The organism is Streptomyces sp. NPDC059875 (assembly GCF_042731085.1).
In the GTDB taxonomy this organism is placed as follows: domain Bacteria; phylum Actinomycetota; class Actinomycetes; order Streptomycetales; family Streptomycetaceae; genus Streptomyces.
The window spans coordinates 338377-355269 of record NZ_JBHWJZ010000001.1; the positions used below are offsets into that span (position 1 = coordinate 338377).

The following is a 16893-nucleotide window of genomic DNA, read 5'->3' on the forward strand; positions in this document are numbered from 1 at the left end:
TGGGGGGTTTCACACATGACCACAGGCAGGCCGTACCGGGTCGGCTACGCGCCGGGCGCCTACGACCTCTTCCACATCGGCCATCTCAACATCCTTCGCCACGCGCGCAGTCAGTGCGACTACCTGGTGGCCGGGGTGGTCTCGGACGAGATGGCGGAGCTGGCCAAGGGACGGCGCCCGGTGATTCCGCTCGTCGAGCGGCTGGAGATCGTGCGCAACGTCAAGTACGTCGACGCGGCCTTCGTGGAGACCGTGCCGGACAAGCTGGAGACGTGGAAGCAGGTCCGGTTCGATGTGCTGTTCAAGGGCGACGACTGGCGCGGTACGCCCAAGGGGGACCGTCTGGAGCGGGACTTCGCCGGGGTGGGGGTGGAGATCGTCTACTTCCCGTACACGATGCACACGTCCAGCACCCAACTCCGGCGCGCGCTCGACCTCCTGACACAGGAGGCCGAGCCGGGCACCGGGATCGGCGGGGTCAGCGAGGGGCTGCGCTGAGTTCGCGGAACCACTTGGCGAGGAAGGCCAGGAGGAACACCGCGCTCGCGGCGCCGAGCGCGGTGTAGGTCCAGCGGAACGCGGAACCGCCGCCGAGCAGCAGGAAGACCAGGCAGAAGACGCCGTGGTCGACGGGGAGCAGCGCCACCGCCCGCAGGGTGGAGGGCTGGGGCGCGGGTGCGCCGGGGGCGGGGCGCGGCTTGAGCTTCTCGGTCAGCAGGCCGCCGAAGAAGGTGACGACGGCGGCGAGTTGGAAGCCGAGGGGGACGAGCAGCCAGCCGTCCGCGGTCGTGCCGAAGTGCTCGGGGTGCCGGTAGAACGCGATCAGCACGGCGAGGTGCACGGCGGTGATCTTCGCGCAGTCCACGACGTGGTCGAGCCACTCCCCCGCAGGGCTGCCGCCGCCGCGCAGACGGGCGAGCTGTCCGTCGGCGGAGTCGAAGGCGAAACCGACGGCGAGGCCGAGCCAGATCAGCAGGCCGAGCCCCCAGGACGGCGCCCCGAGGGCCACCCCCGCGACCGCCGCGAAACTGAACACCGCGCTGATTACGGTGACTTGATTGGGTGTCAGTCCTGCGGCGTACGAGGCGGCCGCGAGGTACCGCCCCACCGGACGGTTGACGAACCGCGAGTACAGCGAGACCCCCTTCGCCGACTTCTGCGCGGATCTCAGCTCGGTCAGCGCGGTCCCGATCGTTCCCACGAACCCCCCCGGGTCATTGTACGACTGTCGTACTTTCGTACGCGATGGCGCACATCATGGCATCACCGGGGGGTCCGGGGTGACCGGTCCTACGCCTCCACCGCCTCCGCGTGGCGGTTCTCCTTGATCGTGATCCGGCCCTTGCGGATGGTCGCCAGGCGCGGGGCGCGGCGGGCGATGGCGCTGTCGTGGGTGACCATGACGAAGGTCAGTCCGTGCTCCTTCCAGAGACCTTCGAGCAGTTCCACGATCTCGTCGCGCATCGACTCGTCGAGGTTGCCGGTCGGCTCGTCGGCGAGGAGCACCTTGGGCCGCTTCACCAGGGCCCGGGCGATCGCGACGCGCTGCTGCTGGCCGCCGGAGAGTTCGGACGGAAGGTGCGCGCTGCGCTCGCCGAGACCGACGGACTCCAGCGCTTCCGCCGCCAGACCGCGCCGCTCGCCCGCCTTGAGGCCCATGGGGACGAGCGCGGTCTCCACGTTCTCCTGAGCGGTGAGCGTGGGGATGAGGTTGAAGGACTGGAAGACGAAGCCGATGTTCTGGCTGCGTACGGCCGTCAGCCGGCTCTCCGGCAGCTTGGCCAGATCGACGCCGTCGAGCATCACGCTGCCGGACGTGGGCCGGTCGAGACCGCCCAGCATCTGCAGCAGCGTGGACTTGCCGCCGCCGGTGGGGCCCTGGATGACCAGACGGTCGCCCTCCCTGATGGTGAGGTCGACCCCGGCGAGGGCATCGACTCTCTCCTGGCCCCTGCGGTACTGCTTGGTGACGCCTGTGAGTTCGTACATGGTGCAACTCCTGCGATACGTGAAGGGGTTCGGGGTACCGGCTACTCGACGCGGCGCAGCGCGTCCGCCGGGCGCAGCCGGGAGGCGCGCCAGGCGCCGAAGCCGCCGGCGACGAGGCCGCCGCCGAGGGCGAGGACCACGGCGAGACCGACCGTGGTGACGCTCACGGGGGCGGTCAGGGCGATGTCGAGGGTGTTGCCGGCGCCGCCGTCGCGGACCGCGGTCATGCCGGGGCCGCCGAGCATCCGGGCTCCGCCGCCGGGGCCGCCGCTGTTCAGCGCGCCGGCGCCGAGTTCGGCGGTGAGGGTGGGGCTGATGGCGGTCACGAGGTAGGCGCCGCCGAGGCCCACGGCGATACCGAGCGCGCCGCCGAGCAGGCCGTTGACGAGCGCCTCGCCCATCACCTGCCGGGTGACCCGGCCGCTCTTCCAGCCGAGCGCCTTGAGCGTGCCGAACTCGCGGACCCGGCGGCTGACCGCGGAGGAGGTGAGCAGACCTGCGACCAGGACGGCGGCGACGAGGACGGCGTACGAGAGCCACTTGCCCACGTTGGTGGCGAGGTTGGCGGCGGTGTCGAGGGAGCCGGAGACGGTCTCGGCGAGATCGGCGGAGGTGGTGACCGTGGTGCCGGAGACGTTCTTCTGGATGGCGGACTTGACCGCCTCGATCTTCGTCGAGTCGGTCGCCTTCACATAGACGGTGGTGATCTTGTCCTTGGAGTCCGACAGGGTCTGCGCCTGCTTCAGCGGCAGATAGACCTGGGCGGCGGCCTGTCCACTGTCGGCGGTGGCGATGCCGATGATCTCGAACTTCACGCCCTTGACCGTCAGCGTCTTGCCGACGTCGAGGCCTTCCTGCTTGGCGTAGGCACTGTCGACGACCACGACCTCGGCGTCGGTCTCGGAGGTCTTGAAGGTACGGCCCTTGGAGAGGGTCGAGGTGGTGAGGGGGCCGAGGTCGGGGGCGGCTACGTCGGTGCCGTAGAGGGTGAAGGAGTTGACGTCGAAGGCGGCGCCACCGCCTTCGACGCGGCCTGCGCCGCCGCTGCCGCCGTTGCCACCGCCGCCCGGGTTGCCGGGCTGGGCGGGCTGCGTCTGCTTGAACTCGCCGCGCTCGAACTCGCCGTCGATCTTGAGGTTGGTGAGGCTGAGACCGCCGACGGCCTGGGCGACGCCGGTCTGCTTCGCGACGGTGGAGACGGTGGAGGCGGGCAGGGTCTGGAACCCCTGGACCATCAGCCGGTCGCTGCTCTGCTCCTCACCGTCCTCCTTGGCGTCGAACTCGAACCGCGGCCGCTGCGCCTGCTCGCCCGCCTTCGGTTCCTCGCGGGCCTTGGTGACGGTCAGGTCGGTGCCGAGTCCGTAGAGGGACTCGAGGACCTGGGTCTGCGCCTGCTTCATCCCGGAGGCAACGGAGTTGACGACGATGACCAACGCGATCCCGAGCGCGAGCCCGGAGGCGACGACGAGCGCCGCCTTTCTGCGACGGCGCAGTTCGCGCCGGAGGTAGGTGAAGAACATGGGCGCGAAGTTAGGCGCGTGCGGTGATGGCCGGATAAGGCCCACGTGAGAGTGGGATGAGAGTCGGGCGGGGAGGGTGCCGCGGCTGCGGGCCCGGGCCTTGGTGGTCGCCCGATCGACGGCGCCGGGTGCCGCGGTCGCGGGCCGGGCCTTGGTGGCCGCCCGATCGACGGCGCCGGGTGCCGCGGTCGCGGGCCGGGCCTTGGTGGCCGCCCGATCAACGGCAGGCGCACCGTCCCGACGGCGACCGGATCGTGCCAGCGGTCAACGTCCGTACGACAGGGGGTCCGCCAGGACTTCGCGGATGGCGACGGCCGCAGCTCCGCGGGCCGCGTCCGCCGAGGTGGAGGCCGGGCGCAGGCGGCCCGCGGAGGGGGTCCAGAGGCCGGAGACGACGCGGCGGGCGAGTTCGGCGTCGACGGCGGGCCCCAGGCGGGGCATCAGGCGCGGGTAGATCCCGCCGAGGACGACGACCTCGGGATCGAGCAGGTTCACCGCGCCGGAGAGCGCGAGCCCGAGCATCCGGCCGCCCTCTTCGACGGCGGCCACCGCCCGCGGTTCCCCCGCCTCCGCGCGCCGCGCCAACTCCTCGACGCCCGAGGCCTCCCCGGGGTCGGCCGCACCGGCCACCCCCTCCTCCTCGAGCCCCGCCGCCCGCAGGAGCGCCGACTGGCCGGCGTACTGCTCCAGGCAGCCGCGCGAGCCGCAGCGGCACAGCGGCCCGTCCGCGTCGACGGCCATGTGGCCGATCTCGCCGGCGAACCCGTGCGCGCCGCGCAGCAGCTCGCCGTTGACGACGATCGCGCCGCCGACGCCGATCTCGCCGGTGAGGTGGAGGAAGCTCCGTACGTCGCCGAGCGCGCCGAACCACAGCTCGGCCAGTGCCGCGACGTTCGCCTCGTTGTCCGAGGCGACCGGCAACTCCGGCCGCCCCGGGCGCAGGGCGGTGAGCGCCGCGGCGAAGATCCGGTCGGCCTCGACCCGGTTCCAGCCGAGGTTCGGCGCCTGGTGGACGGTCCCCGCGGAGACGAGGCCGGGCAGGGCGAGCCGTACGCCCGTCGGGTGGAGTTCCCGTTCCTCCGCGCGCTCGAGGACGCGCGCCGCGATCCGGGCCGCGCGCCCCAGGACTTCGGCGGCACCGGCCGTGCGACCGTCGAGGCGTTCGGTGCTCCGGAGCCGGTCGGTTCCCGCCAGGTCGACGACGCACACGGACACGTAGTCGACGTTGATCTCGACGCCGAGCCCGGCGGGGCCGGTGTCGGCCGCCTTCAGAACCGTCCCCGGCCGTCCCGCCTGCCCGCTGAACGTCTTGCCCGACTCCACCAGGAACCCCTGCTCGAGCAGGTGCTCGACCAGCGAGGAGACGGCGGCGCGGGTCAGCCCGACGCGCGCGGCGACCGCCGCACGGGTCGTCTCGCCCGCCTCGTGCACGGTCCGCAGGACGAGGCTGAGGTTGTGCCGTCGCACGCTCGCCTTGTCGGCCTTGGGTTCCGCCGGGTGCGCGTCCCCGGTTCCCGGAGTCTTCATCATCGTGCGCCGAGCCTAACCCCGGCGAAATCAGTTCAACCACCGAACTCTTTACGCTACTGTCTGCGCCGTGCCCCTTCCGCGCGACTACAGCGGTCAGACCTGTGCCCTCGCCCGCTCGATGGAGATCATCGGCGAGCGCTGGACGCTGCTGATCGTGCGCGACGCCTTCTACGGGGTCCGCCGCTTCGGCGAGTTCGCCGCCCATCTGCGCCTCCCTCGGGCCGTCCTCGCCGACCGGCTGGCCACCCTCACCGAGGCCGGTGTCCTGCGGCGCCTGCCGGACACCGGGCGCCGTGAGGTCTACGGCCTGACCCCCAAGGGCGTGGCGCTCTGGCCCGCCGTCCGCGCGCTCACCTCCTGGGGCGACGAGTTCTACGTGGCGGACGGCGGCCCGCGCCGCGTCTTCCGTCATGCCGACGACGACGCCCCGATCGACGGGGACGGCCGCTGTACGGGGTGCGGGGCCCCGGTCCCGGTCGGCGACATCCTCGTGACCCCCGGCCCCGGGCTCGCCCCCGCGGCCGAGGACGACGACCCGGTGACGACGGCCCTCGCCCGCCCGCACCGCCTGCTCCAGCCCCTGCTCATACCGTCCACGACGCAACGCCCCACGAGAGGTCCGCACTCATGAAGATCCTGGTCGTCGGCGCCGGAGCCACCGGAGGCTACTTCGGGTCCCTGCTGGCCCGTTCAGGACAGGACGTCACCTTCCTGGTCCGTCCGCAGCGCGCCGCCGCACTGGCCGAGCGCGGGCTGCGCATCACCGGCCGCGGCGAGGAATGGTCCCTGGAGCCCCGGCTGCTCACGGCCGACGAGCTGACCGCCCCGTACGACCTCGTCCTCCTCTCGGTGAAGTCCACCGCCCTGGAGCAGGCGATCGAGGACATCGCCCCGGCCGTCGGGCCGGACACGGCGATCGTGCCGCTGCTCAACGGTCTGGCCCACATCGACGCCCTGAACGCCCGATTCGGCGCCGCGCCGGTCCTCGGCGGAGTCGCCAAGGTGGTCACCACCCTGAGCGACGAGGGGGACATCGTCCGCCTCGCGCCGATAGCCCATCTGACGATCGGTGAGCAGGACGGTTCCTCCTCACCCCGCGTGGAGAAGATCCGGGCCGTTCTGGAGGAGGCCGGCATCGACGTCCTGGTGCCGCAGGACGTGATGGCCGCCATGTGGCACAAGTGGGTGTTCATCACCACCTTCGGCGCGGTGACCAGCCTGATGCGTGGAACGGTCGGGGAGGTCGCCGCCGTCCCGGGCGGTGCGGAACTGGGCCCGGCGATCCTGGCGGAGGCGGCCACGGTGTCGGCCGCGGCGGGCCATCCCGTACCGCAGTCGGAGCGGACCGCGACGCTGGACCTCGTGACCGCCACCGGTTCGTCGATGGTCCCCTCCCTCTACCGCGATCTGGTGGCCGGACGGCCGACCGAGGTCGAGCACCTCTTCGGGGACCTCGTGGCCCGGGCCCGTGTCTTCTCGGTGCCCACTCCGCTCCTCGACCTGGCGACCCTTCACCTGCGCGTCCACCAGGGACGGGTCGCGAGTTGAGGCCCTGACCCCGGGGACGGGGCTCAGGCGCGGCCCGCGGCCTTCTGGCTCCTGCGGGACAGGGAGTCGACGACCACGGCGGCGAGCAGGACCGATCCGGTGATCATGAACTGGACGGCGTTGCTGACGCCCATGATGTTCATCCCGGACTGGATGGACCCGATCACCAGGGCGCCCAGCAGCGCGGACCAGACCGAGCCGCGTCCGCCGAACAGACTCGTGCCGCCGATGACGGCCGCCGCGATGACGTTCATCAGGAGGTTGCCGCCGCCGGACGTCTGGCTCGCGGACTGGATCTGTCCGGCCAGGAAGAGGCCGCCGACCGCCGCCATGGTGCCCGAGATCGAGAAGACGGTCATCCGGACGAAGGGCACGCTGATGCCGGCTCGACGCGCGCCCTCGATGTTGCCGCCGACCGCGAAGATCCGCCGCCCGTACGACGTGCGACGCAGGACGAAGTCCAGGACCACCAGCAGGATGAGGAAGATCAGCAGCGCGAGCGGCAGGCCCTGGTACTGGTTGAGGATGTAGGCCGCGACGAACGCGATCGCGGCGATGACGACCGTACGCAGCACGATCTCGGCGACCGGCCGGAACGGCACGCGGGCCGCCTGGCGGCGCCTGGCGTCCAGGAGCGAGGCGGCGAGGAAGAGCCCGACCCCGACGGCCGCTGTCACATAGGCGGCGGCGCTGCTGTGGAAGATGGTCGAGTAGAGCTCGGAGACGATGCTCTCGCTGGGGATGTTGACCGTGCCGCTGGTGCCGAGCACCTGGAGCATGAGGCCGTTCCAGGCGAGGTTGCCCGCGAGGGTGACGACGAACGCCGGCACACCGACCTTGGCGAAGAAGAAGCCCTGGATGAGCCCGACGGCCGCGCCGCCCGCGATGGCGACGAGGAGCGCCAGCCACTCGTTCATGCCGTTCAGGACGTTGAGCACGGCGAAGATGGCCGCGCACAGGCCGCTGACGGAGCCGACGGAAAGGTCGATCTCGCCGAGCAGCAGGACGAAGACGACACCGACGGCGATCATGCCGGTGCCGACGATCTGCTGACTGAGGTCGGAGAGGTTCTGCGCCGAGAGGAACGCGCTGTCGAGACTGCCGAACACCGTCCAGATGATGATCACGGCGATGACGACGGGCAGCGACCCGAGCTCCCCGCTGCGCAGCTTGCGCCGGAACTCCCCGAGGTACCCCTTCAGGCCCTCCTCGCGGACGAGCAGACGGGTGTCGACGGCGGGCATGGCCTCCGGTGCCGGTTCCTGGGCGGAATTGCCGTCGGGTCCTCGGTCCCGTCTCATCGCTCCTCCTCCCGCTTGCGGGCCTGGCGGCGGGTGACGGCGCTGTCGGAGGCGCCGGTGATGGCGGAGATGATCTCCTCGGTGGTGGTGGAGCGCTTGTCGAAGAACCCGTTGTTGCGGCCGAGGCGCAGGACGGCGATGCGGTCGGCGACCGCCATCACGTCCACCATGTTGTGGCTGATCAGGATGGTTCCGAGACCGTGGTCGCGGAGTCGTTCGACCAGGTCGAGGACTTGGGCGGTCTGCTCCACACCGAGGGCGGCGGTGGGCTCGTCCAGGATGACGACCTGCGGTTCGCCGATCAGGGACCGGGCGATCGCGACGGTCTGCCGCTGTCCGCCGGAGAGGGAGGCGACGGGGATCCGGACACTGGGGATGCGGATCGACAGGGTGTTGAGCAGCTCCCGCGAACGCTGCTCCATCCGGACCTCGTCGAGCACGCCGAAGCGGCGCAGTTCGCGGCCGAGGAAGAGATTGCCGACCACGTCGAGGTTGTCGCAGAGCGCGAGGTCCTGGTAGACGGTGGCGATGCCGAGGTTCTGGGCGTCGTGGGGCCGGTTGATGGTGACGGGACGGCCCTGCCATTCGATGACGCCCTCGTCGGGCGGGTTCACCCCGGCGATCGCCTTGACGGCGGTGGACTTCCCGGCGCCGTTGTCGCCGACGAGGGCGACGACCTCACCGGGGTGGACCTCCAGATCGAAGGCCGACAGCGCCTGGACGGCGCCGAACCGCTTGGAGATCCCCCGCAGCGTGAGCACAGGTGCTTCCGGCAACTTCAACCGCCTCCTCCGCACACCCCCGATGGGCTGCTACGGCTACTGGAGTCCGGCCTCCTTGCAGGCTGCGGCGTAGGTGGGAGTGCAGATCTCGTCGACCGTGTACAGACCGTCCTTGACGACCGTGTCGTTGATGTTGTTCTTGTCGACCACGATCGGGGTCAGCAGATTGGCCGGGACCTTCTCGCCACTGCCGCTGGTGACGGTGGTGGGCGTCAGGGAGTCGGGGAGTTCCTTGCCCTCGGCGAGATCGACGGCCATGGTGGCGGCGATGTCTGCCTCCGGCTTGTACGGCTTCTCGACAGTGATCGTCTGCGTACCGAGGAGGATCCGCTGGATCGCGTCGAGTTGGGCGTCCTGGCCGGTCAGCGGCACGTTGATGCCGGCCGCCTTGAGGGCGGTGGCGATGCCGGCGGCCAGTCCGTCGTTGGCCGAGTAGACGCCGACGATGTTCTCCTTGCCCAGGGCGCTGATGGCGCCGGACATCTGCTGGTTGGCGTTGTTCGGGTCCCAGTTGGGGGTGTCGTACTCCTTGCCGATCTTCACCTTGCCGTCGAGGACGGAGTGGGCGCCGGCCTTGAACTCGGCCGCGTTCGGGTCGGTCGGCGAGCCGTTGTGCATCACGATCTGGCCGGTGTCGGCCTTGTCACCGAGCGCGTCGAGCAGTGCCTTACCCTGCAACTCGCCGACCTTGCGGTTGTCGTACGAGACGTAGGCGTCGACGGGGCCCTGCGCGAGGCGGTCGTACGCGACGACCTTCACACCCGCGTCACGGGCCTTCTGCACGGAGGACTGGATGGACTTGGCGTCCACCGCGTCCAGGATCAGCACCTGGTCGCCCTTGGCGAGTGCGGTGTTGACCTGCTGTTGCTGGGTGGTGGCGCTCTCGGCGGCGTTGTAGTAGTCGATCTGGGCGTCGGGCGCCAGTTCCTTGATCTTCTGCTCGATGTACGGCCGGTCGAACTTCTCGTACCGCGTGGTCTTGCTCTCGGGCAGCAGCAGACCGATCTTGATCTCGTCCTGTTTCGCCTCGCCCGGCTGGGCCGCGCCGCTGGTCGCGACGGCTCCGAGCGAGAGGGCGGCGGCCCCGACCAGGGCTATCGCGCCGCGCAATGTGCGGGACATGGGGGCTCCTTCCCTACGCCCCCCTTCCCTTCACCGACAGAGCGCGGGAACGAGGGTGCAGATATGGCCTTAATACGACATTAGCCGCAACCCAGGCACCGGCAAGCGGGTGATGTCACCCCACGCACTGCCTTCGGACCGGCCTTTCGCGTCAGGCGTGCTTCTCCATGCCCGGACGCAGGCGTTCCAGCAGGGCGTACAGGGTGGCACTGTCCTGTGCACCGAGGGTGTCGAGCGCGCCATGGGTCGCCTGCATCTCCTCACGGACACGCAGGATGACCTCCCTGCCCTCGTCCGTCACCACGACGTTCTTGACGCGGCGGTCGGCGGGGTCCGGCTCACGGCGCACCAGCCCGCGGGCCTCCAGGCGGTCCACGATCCCGGTGACGTTCGACGCGTCGCACACGAGCAGGGTGGCGAGCGCGCGCATCGGCATCGGGCCGTCGAGCTGGGCGAGGACCTTGCCCTGCATCGACGTCAGGCCGTGATGGGCCGCGGCGGCGGCGAAGTCACGCCACTGGGCCGAGCCGATGGCGGCCAGGAGCTCCAGCAGCTGGAGCTTGGTGGGTGCCTTAGGGGTCTCAAGTGTCGTCGCGCTCACCCTTCGAGCGTACTCAAGATCCTTGACATTATCAATTGTTTACTTGACCGCCTGAACTATCCACGTCTACCGTCGACCGAGTTACTTGATGACATCAAACATCTACACCCTGAAGCACTGGGAAGGTCCTCCCCGACATGAGCCCCTCCACTCCCCCGCCCACCGCCGGGCCCCGCCGCGAGACGGTCGTCATCCTCGCGCTGAGCCTCGCAGCCATGGTCGTGTCGATGATGCAGACCCTGCCGGTCCCGATCCTGGGCCTCATCCGTGACGACCTCGGCGCCTCGACCGCCGACGTGAGCTGGGTGACCACCGCCACCCTGCTCTCCGCCGCCGTCTTCACCCCGCTGCTCGGCCGCTTCGGCGACCAGCACGGCAAGAAGCCCACACTCGTGGCCGTCCTCGGTGTGATGGTGGTCGGCTCTGTCATCGCCGCCCTGGCGACCTCGCTCCCGCTGCTGGTCCTGGGCCGAGTGCTCCAGGGTGCCGCCACCGCGATCTTCCCCCTCGCCCTGTCCGTCCTTCGCGAGGAGGTGCGTCCGCAGAAGCTGCCCGGCGCGATGGCTCTCGTCAGCGGCACCCTCGCCTTCGGCAGCGGCCTGGCACTCGTCGCCACCGGCCTGCTCACCTCCGGCTCCGACGCCGACTACCGCAGCGCCTTCTGGATGGCGACCGGCTTCGCCGCACTCGCCCTGCTCGCGGTGGTCCTCCTGGTCCCCGCGACCCGCCACAAGACCGGCGGCCGCACCGACGTCCTCGGCGCGCTGACGCTCGGCCTCACCCTCCTGCTGCTCCTGCTGCCCATCTCCCAGGGCCAGGAGTGGGGCTGGACCTCCGGCCGCACGCTCGGGAGCTTCGCCGGCGCCGCCGTCATGACCGTTGTCTGGGTGCTCACCGAGCTCAAGGTCCGCGAACCGCTGGTGGACATGCGGATGTTCGTCCACCGACCGGTGCTCATGGCCAACCTGGCCGGCGTCCTCGTCGGATTCGGCATGTTCGCGAACTTCCTCGGCGTCTCCTACCTCGTCCAGATGCCCGAGGCCCTGACCGGCTACGGCTTCGACGCGTCCGTCCTGCGCGCCTCCGTCCAGTTCCTGCTGCCCGGCGCGATCGCCTCCCTGCTCGCCTCGCCGATCGGCGGCCGGCTGGTCCGCCACCGCGGTCCGCGCACGGCGCTGATCCTGGCCGCCGGCCTCGGCGCCGTGGGCTTCGGCTGGCTCGCCCTCGACCACGTCCACACCGCCTCGGTGATCGGCGCGGGCGTGGTGGTCGGCGCGGCCGTCAGCTTCGGCTACGCGGCCATGCCCGCCGTCATCATGTCGAGCGTCCCGCCCCACCAGAGCGGCATCGCCAACGGCATCAACTCCATCTCCCGCTCCACCGGCAGCGCGATCGGCAGCGCCGTGGTCACCACGATCCTGGCCTCGCAGACCATCGAGCTCCCCGCCGGCGCTCCGGCCCTGCCCGCCGAGTCCGGCTTCACCCTCACCTTCTGGATCGGGGCCGCGGCCTTCGCCCTCGTCGCGGTCATCGGCCGGGTGGGACTGCGCGGCCGGCAGGCACCTCGCACCACGACGGTGAGCCTGCCCGCCACCGAGAAGACGGCCGCCGCCGCGGCCTGACCTCCGGCGGGGTGGTCGTCGCGCATGACGACCGGCGGTCGACGACTGGCGGTCGACGACTGGCGGTCGACGACTGGCGGTCCGCTCCCGCGGCGGGATGATGGAGAGGACCCGTGCTCCGCTCCGTGGACGTGCAGCGGTGACGAGGTGGCTGCGGGGTGGAGGAGGGATGCGGTCTGGATGAGCGCGGCGGCCTTTCCACCTGCCGGCCCGGACCCGGCGAGCGGTGAGCTCGCCGTGGCGCCCGGCGGACTCCTCGACGTACTCGGGGTGGCCGCCGTCGTCGTGGACGCGACGGGGCGGATCGTCCTCTGGAGCCCCCAGGCGGAAGCGATCTTCGGATACCCGGCGGCCGAGGCGCTGGGCCGGCCGGTCGCCCCGCTTCTGGTCGCGGAGCACGATCGGAACCAGGCGCTGTCCCAGTTCGAGCGGGTCATCTCGGGCGGCGGGCCCTGGGCCGGTGTCTTCTCGGTACGCCACAAGGACGGCCGCACGATCCCGGTCGAGTTCCGCAACACCCGGCTCCAGGACGACCAAGGGAGTCCCTACGTGCTCGGGCTGGCCACGGACGCGGCCACCGCGAGACGGGTGGAACAGGACCTCGCCCTGTCCTCCCGGCTGGTCGCCCACTCCCCCATCGGCCTGGCCGTGCTGGACCCCGACCTCCGGTTCGTCCTGGTCAATCCGGCGCTGGAACGGATCGACGGCCGCACCGCCGCCAGCTATCTGGGCCGCACGTTCCGCCAGGCGGTGACGTCCCCGGACGCCGACACACTGGAGGTGGCGCTCCGCGAAGTTCTGGAGACGGGGGTTCCCGTCCTCTCCAGGAACGTGCGGGGTGTCGTCCGCTCCGACGGGAAGGAGCAGATCTGGTCGATGTCGCTGTACCGCCTGGAGACCTCGGGGCACCGCGTCGTCGGGGTCGCCGCCTCGGTCGTGGACATCACCGACCAGCACCATGCCGCCAGGGCGGCCGCACGGGCCAGGCGTCGCCTCGCGGTGATCGCGGACGCCTCCGAGCGCGTGGGCACCACGCTCGACCTGGACCTGACCGCTCACGAACTGGCGGATCTGGTGGTGCCGGAGTTCGCCGACATCGCGGCGGTCGACGTCCTGGAGGACATCCTGACCGGTCCGCACCCCGGGGGAACGAGGGCCTCGGGGCCGGCCGTGTTCCGCGCCCTTGCGGTGAAGGCCGCGTATCCCACCCCGGCGGAGGAGGCCGCCGACCCGGTCGGCAGACCGGCGCGCTACGGCATCGAGCGGCTGGTCACCCAGTGCGCCCGTACCGGCCGCCCGGTTCTCGTCGAGCACGTCACGGACACCGACCTGCCCCGCATCGCCCGGGCCGGCTCCGCCGCCGGACTTCTGCGGCAGGCGGGCCTCCACTCCTACCTCGCCGTCCCCCTTCGCGCCCGTGGCGTCGTCCTCGGCGTGCTCGACCTCAAGCGCGCCCGGAACTCCGTGCCGTTCGACCGCGACGACGTCCTGCTGGCCGGCGAGCTGGCGGCCCGTGCGGCGGTGGCCATCGACAACGCCCGCTGGTACCGGCACCAGAGCCAGGCCGCCCTGGCCCTCCAACGCCATCTGCTGCCGCACGGTCCCGCGCGGTTGAACGGGCTCGACGTGGCCTATCGCTATCAGCCCGCCTCCGCGGCGGTCGAGGTCGGCGGGGACTGGTTCGACGCGATCCCGCTGCCGGACGGCAAGACGGCCCTGGTCGTGGGCGATGTGATGGGCAGCGGAATCAACGCCGCCGCGACCATGGGGCAGGTGCGCACAGCGGCCCGCACGCTCGCCGGGCTCGGTGTGTCACCTTCCGTGGTCCTGACCCATCTCGACCGCACCGTCGCCGATCTGGACGACGCGATGGCCACCTGCGTGTACGTCGTGTACGACCCCGACGAGGGGAGCTGCCGCATCTCCAACGCCGGCCATCCTCCCCCCGTGCACGTCCCCACGGGTCGGCCACCCCGCCTGCTCGACCTTCCCACGGGTGCGCCCCTGGGCGTCGGCGGCGTCCCCTTCGAGACCGTGGAGATCCCGTTCGCGGCGGGCGACGAACTGGTGCTGTACACCGACGGCCTGGTGGAGACCCGTGACCAGGACATCGATGTCCGGCTCGCGGCCCTCACCGACCTGCTCGGCCAGTCCGCCCTCCCCTTGGAGGAGACCTGTGACCTGCTCCTGGGCGCGCTGCGAGGCCCCGACGACCACGACGACGTCGCCCTTCTGATCGCTCGGGCCCGGCCTCCGTCCCGTTCCGAGAACGGCCGAGAGGAGGAGGCGCCGTGAACGACACGCCCTTCCCGGGTGACAGCCTCCTGCCCGTCCCCGAGGGCACCGCGGGTGCCCTGCTCGACCGCCGGGGGCGGATCAGCGGCTGGACACGGGAGGCCCGGGCACTGCTCGGCCGGCCCGCCTCCGACGTCGTCGGCCGTCCGGCGCGCGCCCTCCTCGCGAACCCCGCGACCTGGCCCGCACTCGTGGAGGCGTACGCGCGGGGGGCCAGAGGCGCCGAGGCGGTGCTGCGCACGGCCGGAGGCGAGGACCTGCCGGTCGTCCTCCAGGCGTTCCCTCTCACCGACGACGGCGAACGGGACGGTACGGCGGGTGAAGAGGACGGTACGACGGGTTCGGGAGCGGAATGCCTCGTCCTGGCCGCCCCGGCGACACTGGCCGCCCGCTGGCATCAGGACCGGGCGTTCATCAGGGAGCTGTTCCTCCAGGACCGTGTGGGTCTCGCCGTCTTCGACGCGGAGCTACGGCTCCTGAGGACCAACACCCACCTCCTGCCGTACACCGGCGTGCCGGCCGATCTGCGAGGCCGACGGCTGCGCGACTTCCTCTGGTCCAACGACGCGGAGGCGGTCGAGGAGAAGCTGCGCCAGGTCCTGCGCACGGGCCGGCCGCTGATCCGGGCGGAGGAGCTCCTGCGGACCATCGAGGATCCCGCCGGCGGGGTGGTCATCACGATCTCGGCGTTCCGCTTGCAGGCACCCGACGGGCAGGTCCTGGGGGTCACGGCCCTCTTCACCGACGTGACCGAGCTGCACCGTTCGAGCGAGCGCCTGGCGCTGCTGCACCGGGCCACGGCCCGCGTCGGCGGTTCGCTGTCGGTCAAGGACACGGGCAGGGAACTGGCCACCGCGTTGGTACCCGGCCTCGGCGATCTCGCCGTCGTGGAGATCGCGGACGCGGTGTCCCTGGGCGAGGAGCCGGCCCCTGACCAGGAGGGGCGGCTGCTGCTCCGCCGTACCGCCGTCGCGGGCCGGCCCGCGGCCGAGGGCGGCCCCTCCGCGGCGGACGTCGGCCTCGGCGCCGTCGACGCCGACACCGCCGCGGACACCGGTGGCTACCCGATGACCATGACGGCCCCCCTGCGCGCCCGGGGAATGGTACTCGGCCGCGTGTCCCTGGGCCGGCACGCAGACCGCGGCGCGTACGAATCGGCCGACCGGGACCTGCTGCGCGAGATCGCCGACCGTGCGGCCCTCGCTCTCGACAACGCCCGGCGCTTCACCCGCGAGCGCCGCGCGGCCGTCGGTCTCCAGCGCAGCATGCTGCCGCCCACGCGGACGGAGACGGCCGCGGCGATCACGTCGGGCGCCTACCTCCCCGCCGACACCACGACGGGTGTCGGCGGAGACTGGTTCGACGTGATTCCGCTGTCCTCCGCGCGTGTCGCCCTGGTCGTGGGGGATGTCGTCGGCCACGGCCTCGCGGCCACAGCCACCATGGGCAGGCTGCGCACGGCCGTGCGTACCCTCGCGGATCTCGACCTCGAACCCGACGAGCTGCTCGCCCACCTCGACGACCTGGTCACCCAGCTGCTCGCCGAGCCCGGGGAGACGGAGAGCGAGGACGACGAGGGCAGTCACGGAGGTGAGGCGAGCGACGCCGACGACGACGGCTGGCACATCGGCAACCCGTCGTCCCCCACCGGCGCGACCTGCGTGTACGCGGTCTACGACCCGGTCTCACTGCGGTGCACGGTCGCGTCCGCCGGCCATCCACCGCCCGCCGTGGCGGACCCGGAAGGCAAGGTGTCGTACCTTCCGGTCGACCCGGGCCCCCCGCTGGGGGTCGGCGGTCTGCCCTTCGAGGCGACGGAGGTCGACCTGGCCCCCGGAAGCGTCCTCGCCCTGTACAGCGACGGACTGATCGAGGGACGGGACGGCGACCTGGACGTGGGCATGAGCGACCTCGCCGGTCATCTGTCCCGGCCCGGGGCCCTCGCGGGTCCCTTGCGCGAGCTCGGCCGCGAGATCGTTGCCCGCCGCCCCGCCGACGGCCTCGGGGACGACGTCACCCTGCTGCTCGCCCGCACCCGAGCCGTACCGGCCGAGGATGCGGTCTCATGGCGGATCGAGGCCGAGCCGGCGGCCGTCGGAACCGTGCGGGAGGCCGCCACGACGCAGCTGCGCGCGTGGGGGCTCGAGGAGCTCGTCTTCACCACCGAGTTGGTACTGAGCGAACTGGTCACCAACGCCATCCGGTACGCCGGAGGGCCGATCGACGTGCGACTGATCCGCGCGGGCCGACTGATCTGCGAGGTCTCGGACCCCAGCGCCACCCACCCTCGGATGCGCCGCGCACGCCTGACCGACGAGGGCGGCCGCGGCCTCTACCTGGTGGCCCAACTCACCACCCGCTGGGGCAGCCGCTACAGCCGCCGCGGGAAGACCATCTGGGCGGAACAGGAGTTCCCGCCCACGTCCGGCTGACGCCCCGAAAACGATCAAGGGGGCGTTTCAGATTGCTCTGAAACGGCCCCTTGATCTACGACTCTTTCGAGTCGGGACGACAGGATTTGAACCTGCGACCCCTTGACCCCCAGGAGTGAGGGTCGGGGGTATTTTCCGGACACAACAGACC

The 16893-nt window shown here is 71.5% G+C and carries 14 protein-coding genes; 6 read left to right on the forward strand and 8 right to left on the reverse strand.

Features of this window, described 5'->3' with window-relative positions; all coding sequences use genetic code 11:
• Positions 1-15: 15 nt before the first annotated feature.
• The gene (locus ACFV9D_RS01320; RefSeq protein WP_385139056.1) at positions 16-498 is read left to right on the forward strand and encodes an adenylyltransferase/cytidyltransferase family protein; all 483 of its coding nucleotides are present in this window, start codon (positions 16-18) and stop codon (positions 496-498) included.
• Here the strand turns inward: ACFV9D_RS01320 and ACFV9D_RS01325 are convergent.
• The 4 genes from ACFV9D_RS01325 to ACFV9D_RS01340 all read right to left on the reverse strand — a co-directional run bounded on the left by ACFV9D_RS01325 (position 479) and on the right by ACFV9D_RS01340 (position 5039).
• Positions 479-1201 carry a CDP-alcohol phosphatidyltransferase family protein gene (locus tag ACFV9D_RS01325; RefSeq protein WP_385139058.1) on the reverse strand — a complete coding sequence of 241 codons (723 nt, stop codon included), beginning with the start codon at positions 1199-1201 and terminating at the stop codon, positions 479-481. The two genes, ACFV9D_RS01320 and ACFV9D_RS01325, sit on opposite strands and share 20 nt — an antisense overlap.
• Before the next feature lie 89 nt (positions 1202-1290).
• Positions 1291-1989: an ABC transporter ATP-binding protein gene (locus tag ACFV9D_RS01330; RefSeq protein WP_385139060.1), complete on the reverse strand. Its 699-nt coding sequence runs from the start codon at positions 1987-1989 to the stop codon at positions 1291-1293.
• Between the two features lie 41 nt (positions 1990-2030).
• Positions 2031-3509 carry an ABC transporter permease gene (locus ACFV9D_RS01335; protein WP_385139063.1) on the reverse strand — a complete coding sequence of 493 codons (1479 nt, stop codon included), beginning with the start codon at positions 3507-3509 and terminating at the stop codon, positions 2031-2033.
• Positions 3510-3773: 264 nt separating this feature from the next.
• Positions 3774-5039, reverse strand: a complete 1266-nt coding sequence (locus tag ACFV9D_RS01340) for an ROK family protein (RefSeq protein ID WP_385139066.1) — start codon at positions 5037-5039, stop codon at positions 3774-3776.
• Positions 5040-5106: 67 nt separating this feature from the next.
• Between ACFV9D_RS01340 and ACFV9D_RS01345 the strand changes: the two genes are divergently transcribed.
• Together ACFV9D_RS01345 and ACFV9D_RS01350 are read left to right on the forward strand one after the other, a co-directional pair.
• Complete coding sequence (locus ACFV9D_RS01345) at positions 5107-5670, forward strand: winged helix-turn-helix transcriptional regulator (protein ID WP_385139068.1); 564 nt, start codon at positions 5107-5109, stop codon at positions 5668-5670.
• Positions 5667-6587 (forward strand): ketopantoate reductase family protein, encoded by a 921-nt coding sequence (locus tag ACFV9D_RS01350; protein WP_385139071.1) that lies wholly within the window; start codon positions 5667-5669, stop codon positions 6585-6587. The genes ACFV9D_RS01345 and ACFV9D_RS01350 overlap by 4 nt, the downstream gene beginning before the upstream one ends.
• A gap of 23 nt (positions 6588-6610) precedes the next feature.
• Here the strand turns inward: ACFV9D_RS01350 and ACFV9D_RS01355 are convergent, their stop codons facing one another.
• The 4 genes from ACFV9D_RS01355 to ACFV9D_RS01370 all read right to left on the reverse strand — a co-directional run bounded on the left by ACFV9D_RS01355 (position 6611) and on the right by ACFV9D_RS01370 (position 10393).
• Positions 6611-7888, reverse strand: coding sequence for a sugar ABC transporter permease (locus ACFV9D_RS01355; protein ID WP_385139073.1), 1278 nt, complete (start codon positions 7886-7888; stop codon positions 6611-6613).
• Positions 7885-8664, reverse strand: coding sequence for an ATP-binding cassette domain-containing protein (locus ACFV9D_RS01360; protein WP_385139076.1), 780 nt, complete (start codon positions 8662-8664; stop codon positions 7885-7887). Before ACFV9D_RS01360 ends, ACFV9D_RS01355 begins: the two co-directional genes overlap by 4 nt.
• 42 nt (positions 8665-8706) lie before the next feature.
• Positions 8707-9792, reverse strand: coding sequence for a substrate-binding domain-containing protein (locus ACFV9D_RS01365; protein WP_385139079.1), 1086 nt, complete (start codon positions 9790-9792; stop codon positions 8707-8709).
• A gap of 151 nt (positions 9793-9943) precedes the next feature.
• Positions 9944-10393 (reverse strand): MarR family winged helix-turn-helix transcriptional regulator, encoded by a 450-nt coding sequence (locus ACFV9D_RS01370; protein WP_385139082.1) that lies wholly within the window; start codon positions 10391-10393, stop codon positions 9944-9946.
• A 137-nt stretch (positions 10394-10530) separates the two neighbouring features.
• Here ACFV9D_RS01370 and ACFV9D_RS01375 point away from each other — a divergent pair, with 137 nt between their 5' ends.
• The 3 genes from ACFV9D_RS01375 to ACFV9D_RS01385 all read left to right on the forward strand — a co-directional run bounded on the left by ACFV9D_RS01375 (position 10531) and on the right by ACFV9D_RS01385 (position 16742).
• The gene (locus ACFV9D_RS01375; RefSeq protein WP_385139084.1) at positions 10531-12015 is read left to right on the forward strand and encodes an MFS transporter; all 1485 of its coding nucleotides are present in this window, start codon (positions 10531-10533) and stop codon (positions 12013-12015) included.
• Between the two features lie 180 nt (positions 12016-12195).
• A complete protein-coding gene (locus tag ACFV9D_RS01380) occupies positions 12196-14310 on the forward strand; it encodes a SpoIIE family protein phosphatase (RefSeq protein WP_385139087.1) in 2115 nt (704 codons plus the stop codon).
• The gene (locus ACFV9D_RS01385) at positions 14307-16742 is read left to right on the forward strand and encodes a SpoIIE family protein phosphatase (protein ID WP_385139090.1); all 2436 of its coding nucleotides are present in this window, start codon (positions 14307-14309) and stop codon (positions 16740-16742) included. Before ACFV9D_RS01380 ends, ACFV9D_RS01385 begins: the two co-directional genes overlap by 4 nt.
• The last annotated feature ends 151 nt before the right edge of the window (positions 16743-16893 follow it).

Bases quoted from the DNA above. Each gene is read 5' to 3' on its own strand.
- ACFV9D_RS01355 (WP_385139073.1), bottom strand. From the start codon at position 7,888: ATGAGACGGGACCGAGGACCCGACGGCAATTCCGCCCAGGAACCGGCA.
- ACFV9D_RS01320 (WP_385139056.1), top strand. From the start codon at position 16: ATGACCACAGGCAGGCCGTACCGGGTCGGCTACGCGCCGGGCGCCTAC.
- ACFV9D_RS01350 (WP_385139071.1), top strand. From the start codon at position 5,667: ATGAAGATCCTGGTCGTCGGCGCCGGAGCCACCGGAGGCTACTTCGGG.
- ACFV9D_RS01335 (WP_385139063.1), bottom strand. From the start codon at position 3,509: ATGTTCTTCACCTACCTCCGGCGCGAACTGCGCCGTCGCAGAAAGGCG.
- ACFV9D_RS01340 (WP_385139066.1), bottom strand. From the start codon at position 5,039: ATGATGAAGACTCCGGGAACCGGGGACGCGCACCCGGCGGAACCCAAG.
- ACFV9D_RS01380 (WP_385139087.1), top strand. From the start codon at position 12,196: ATGAGCGCGGCGGCCTTTCCACCTGCCGGCCCGGACCCGGCGAGCGGT.
- ACFV9D_RS01365 (WP_385139079.1), bottom strand. From the start codon at position 9,792: ATGTCCCGCACATTGCGCGGCGCGATAGCCCTGGTCGGGGCCGCCGCC.
- ACFV9D_RS01330 (WP_385139060.1), bottom strand. From the start codon at position 1,989: ATGTACGAACTCACAGGCGTCACCAAGCAGTACCGCAGGGGCCAGGAG.
- ACFV9D_RS01375 (WP_385139084.1), top strand. From the start codon at position 10,531: ATGAGCCCCTCCACTCCCCCGCCCACCGCCGGGCCCCGCCGCGAGACG.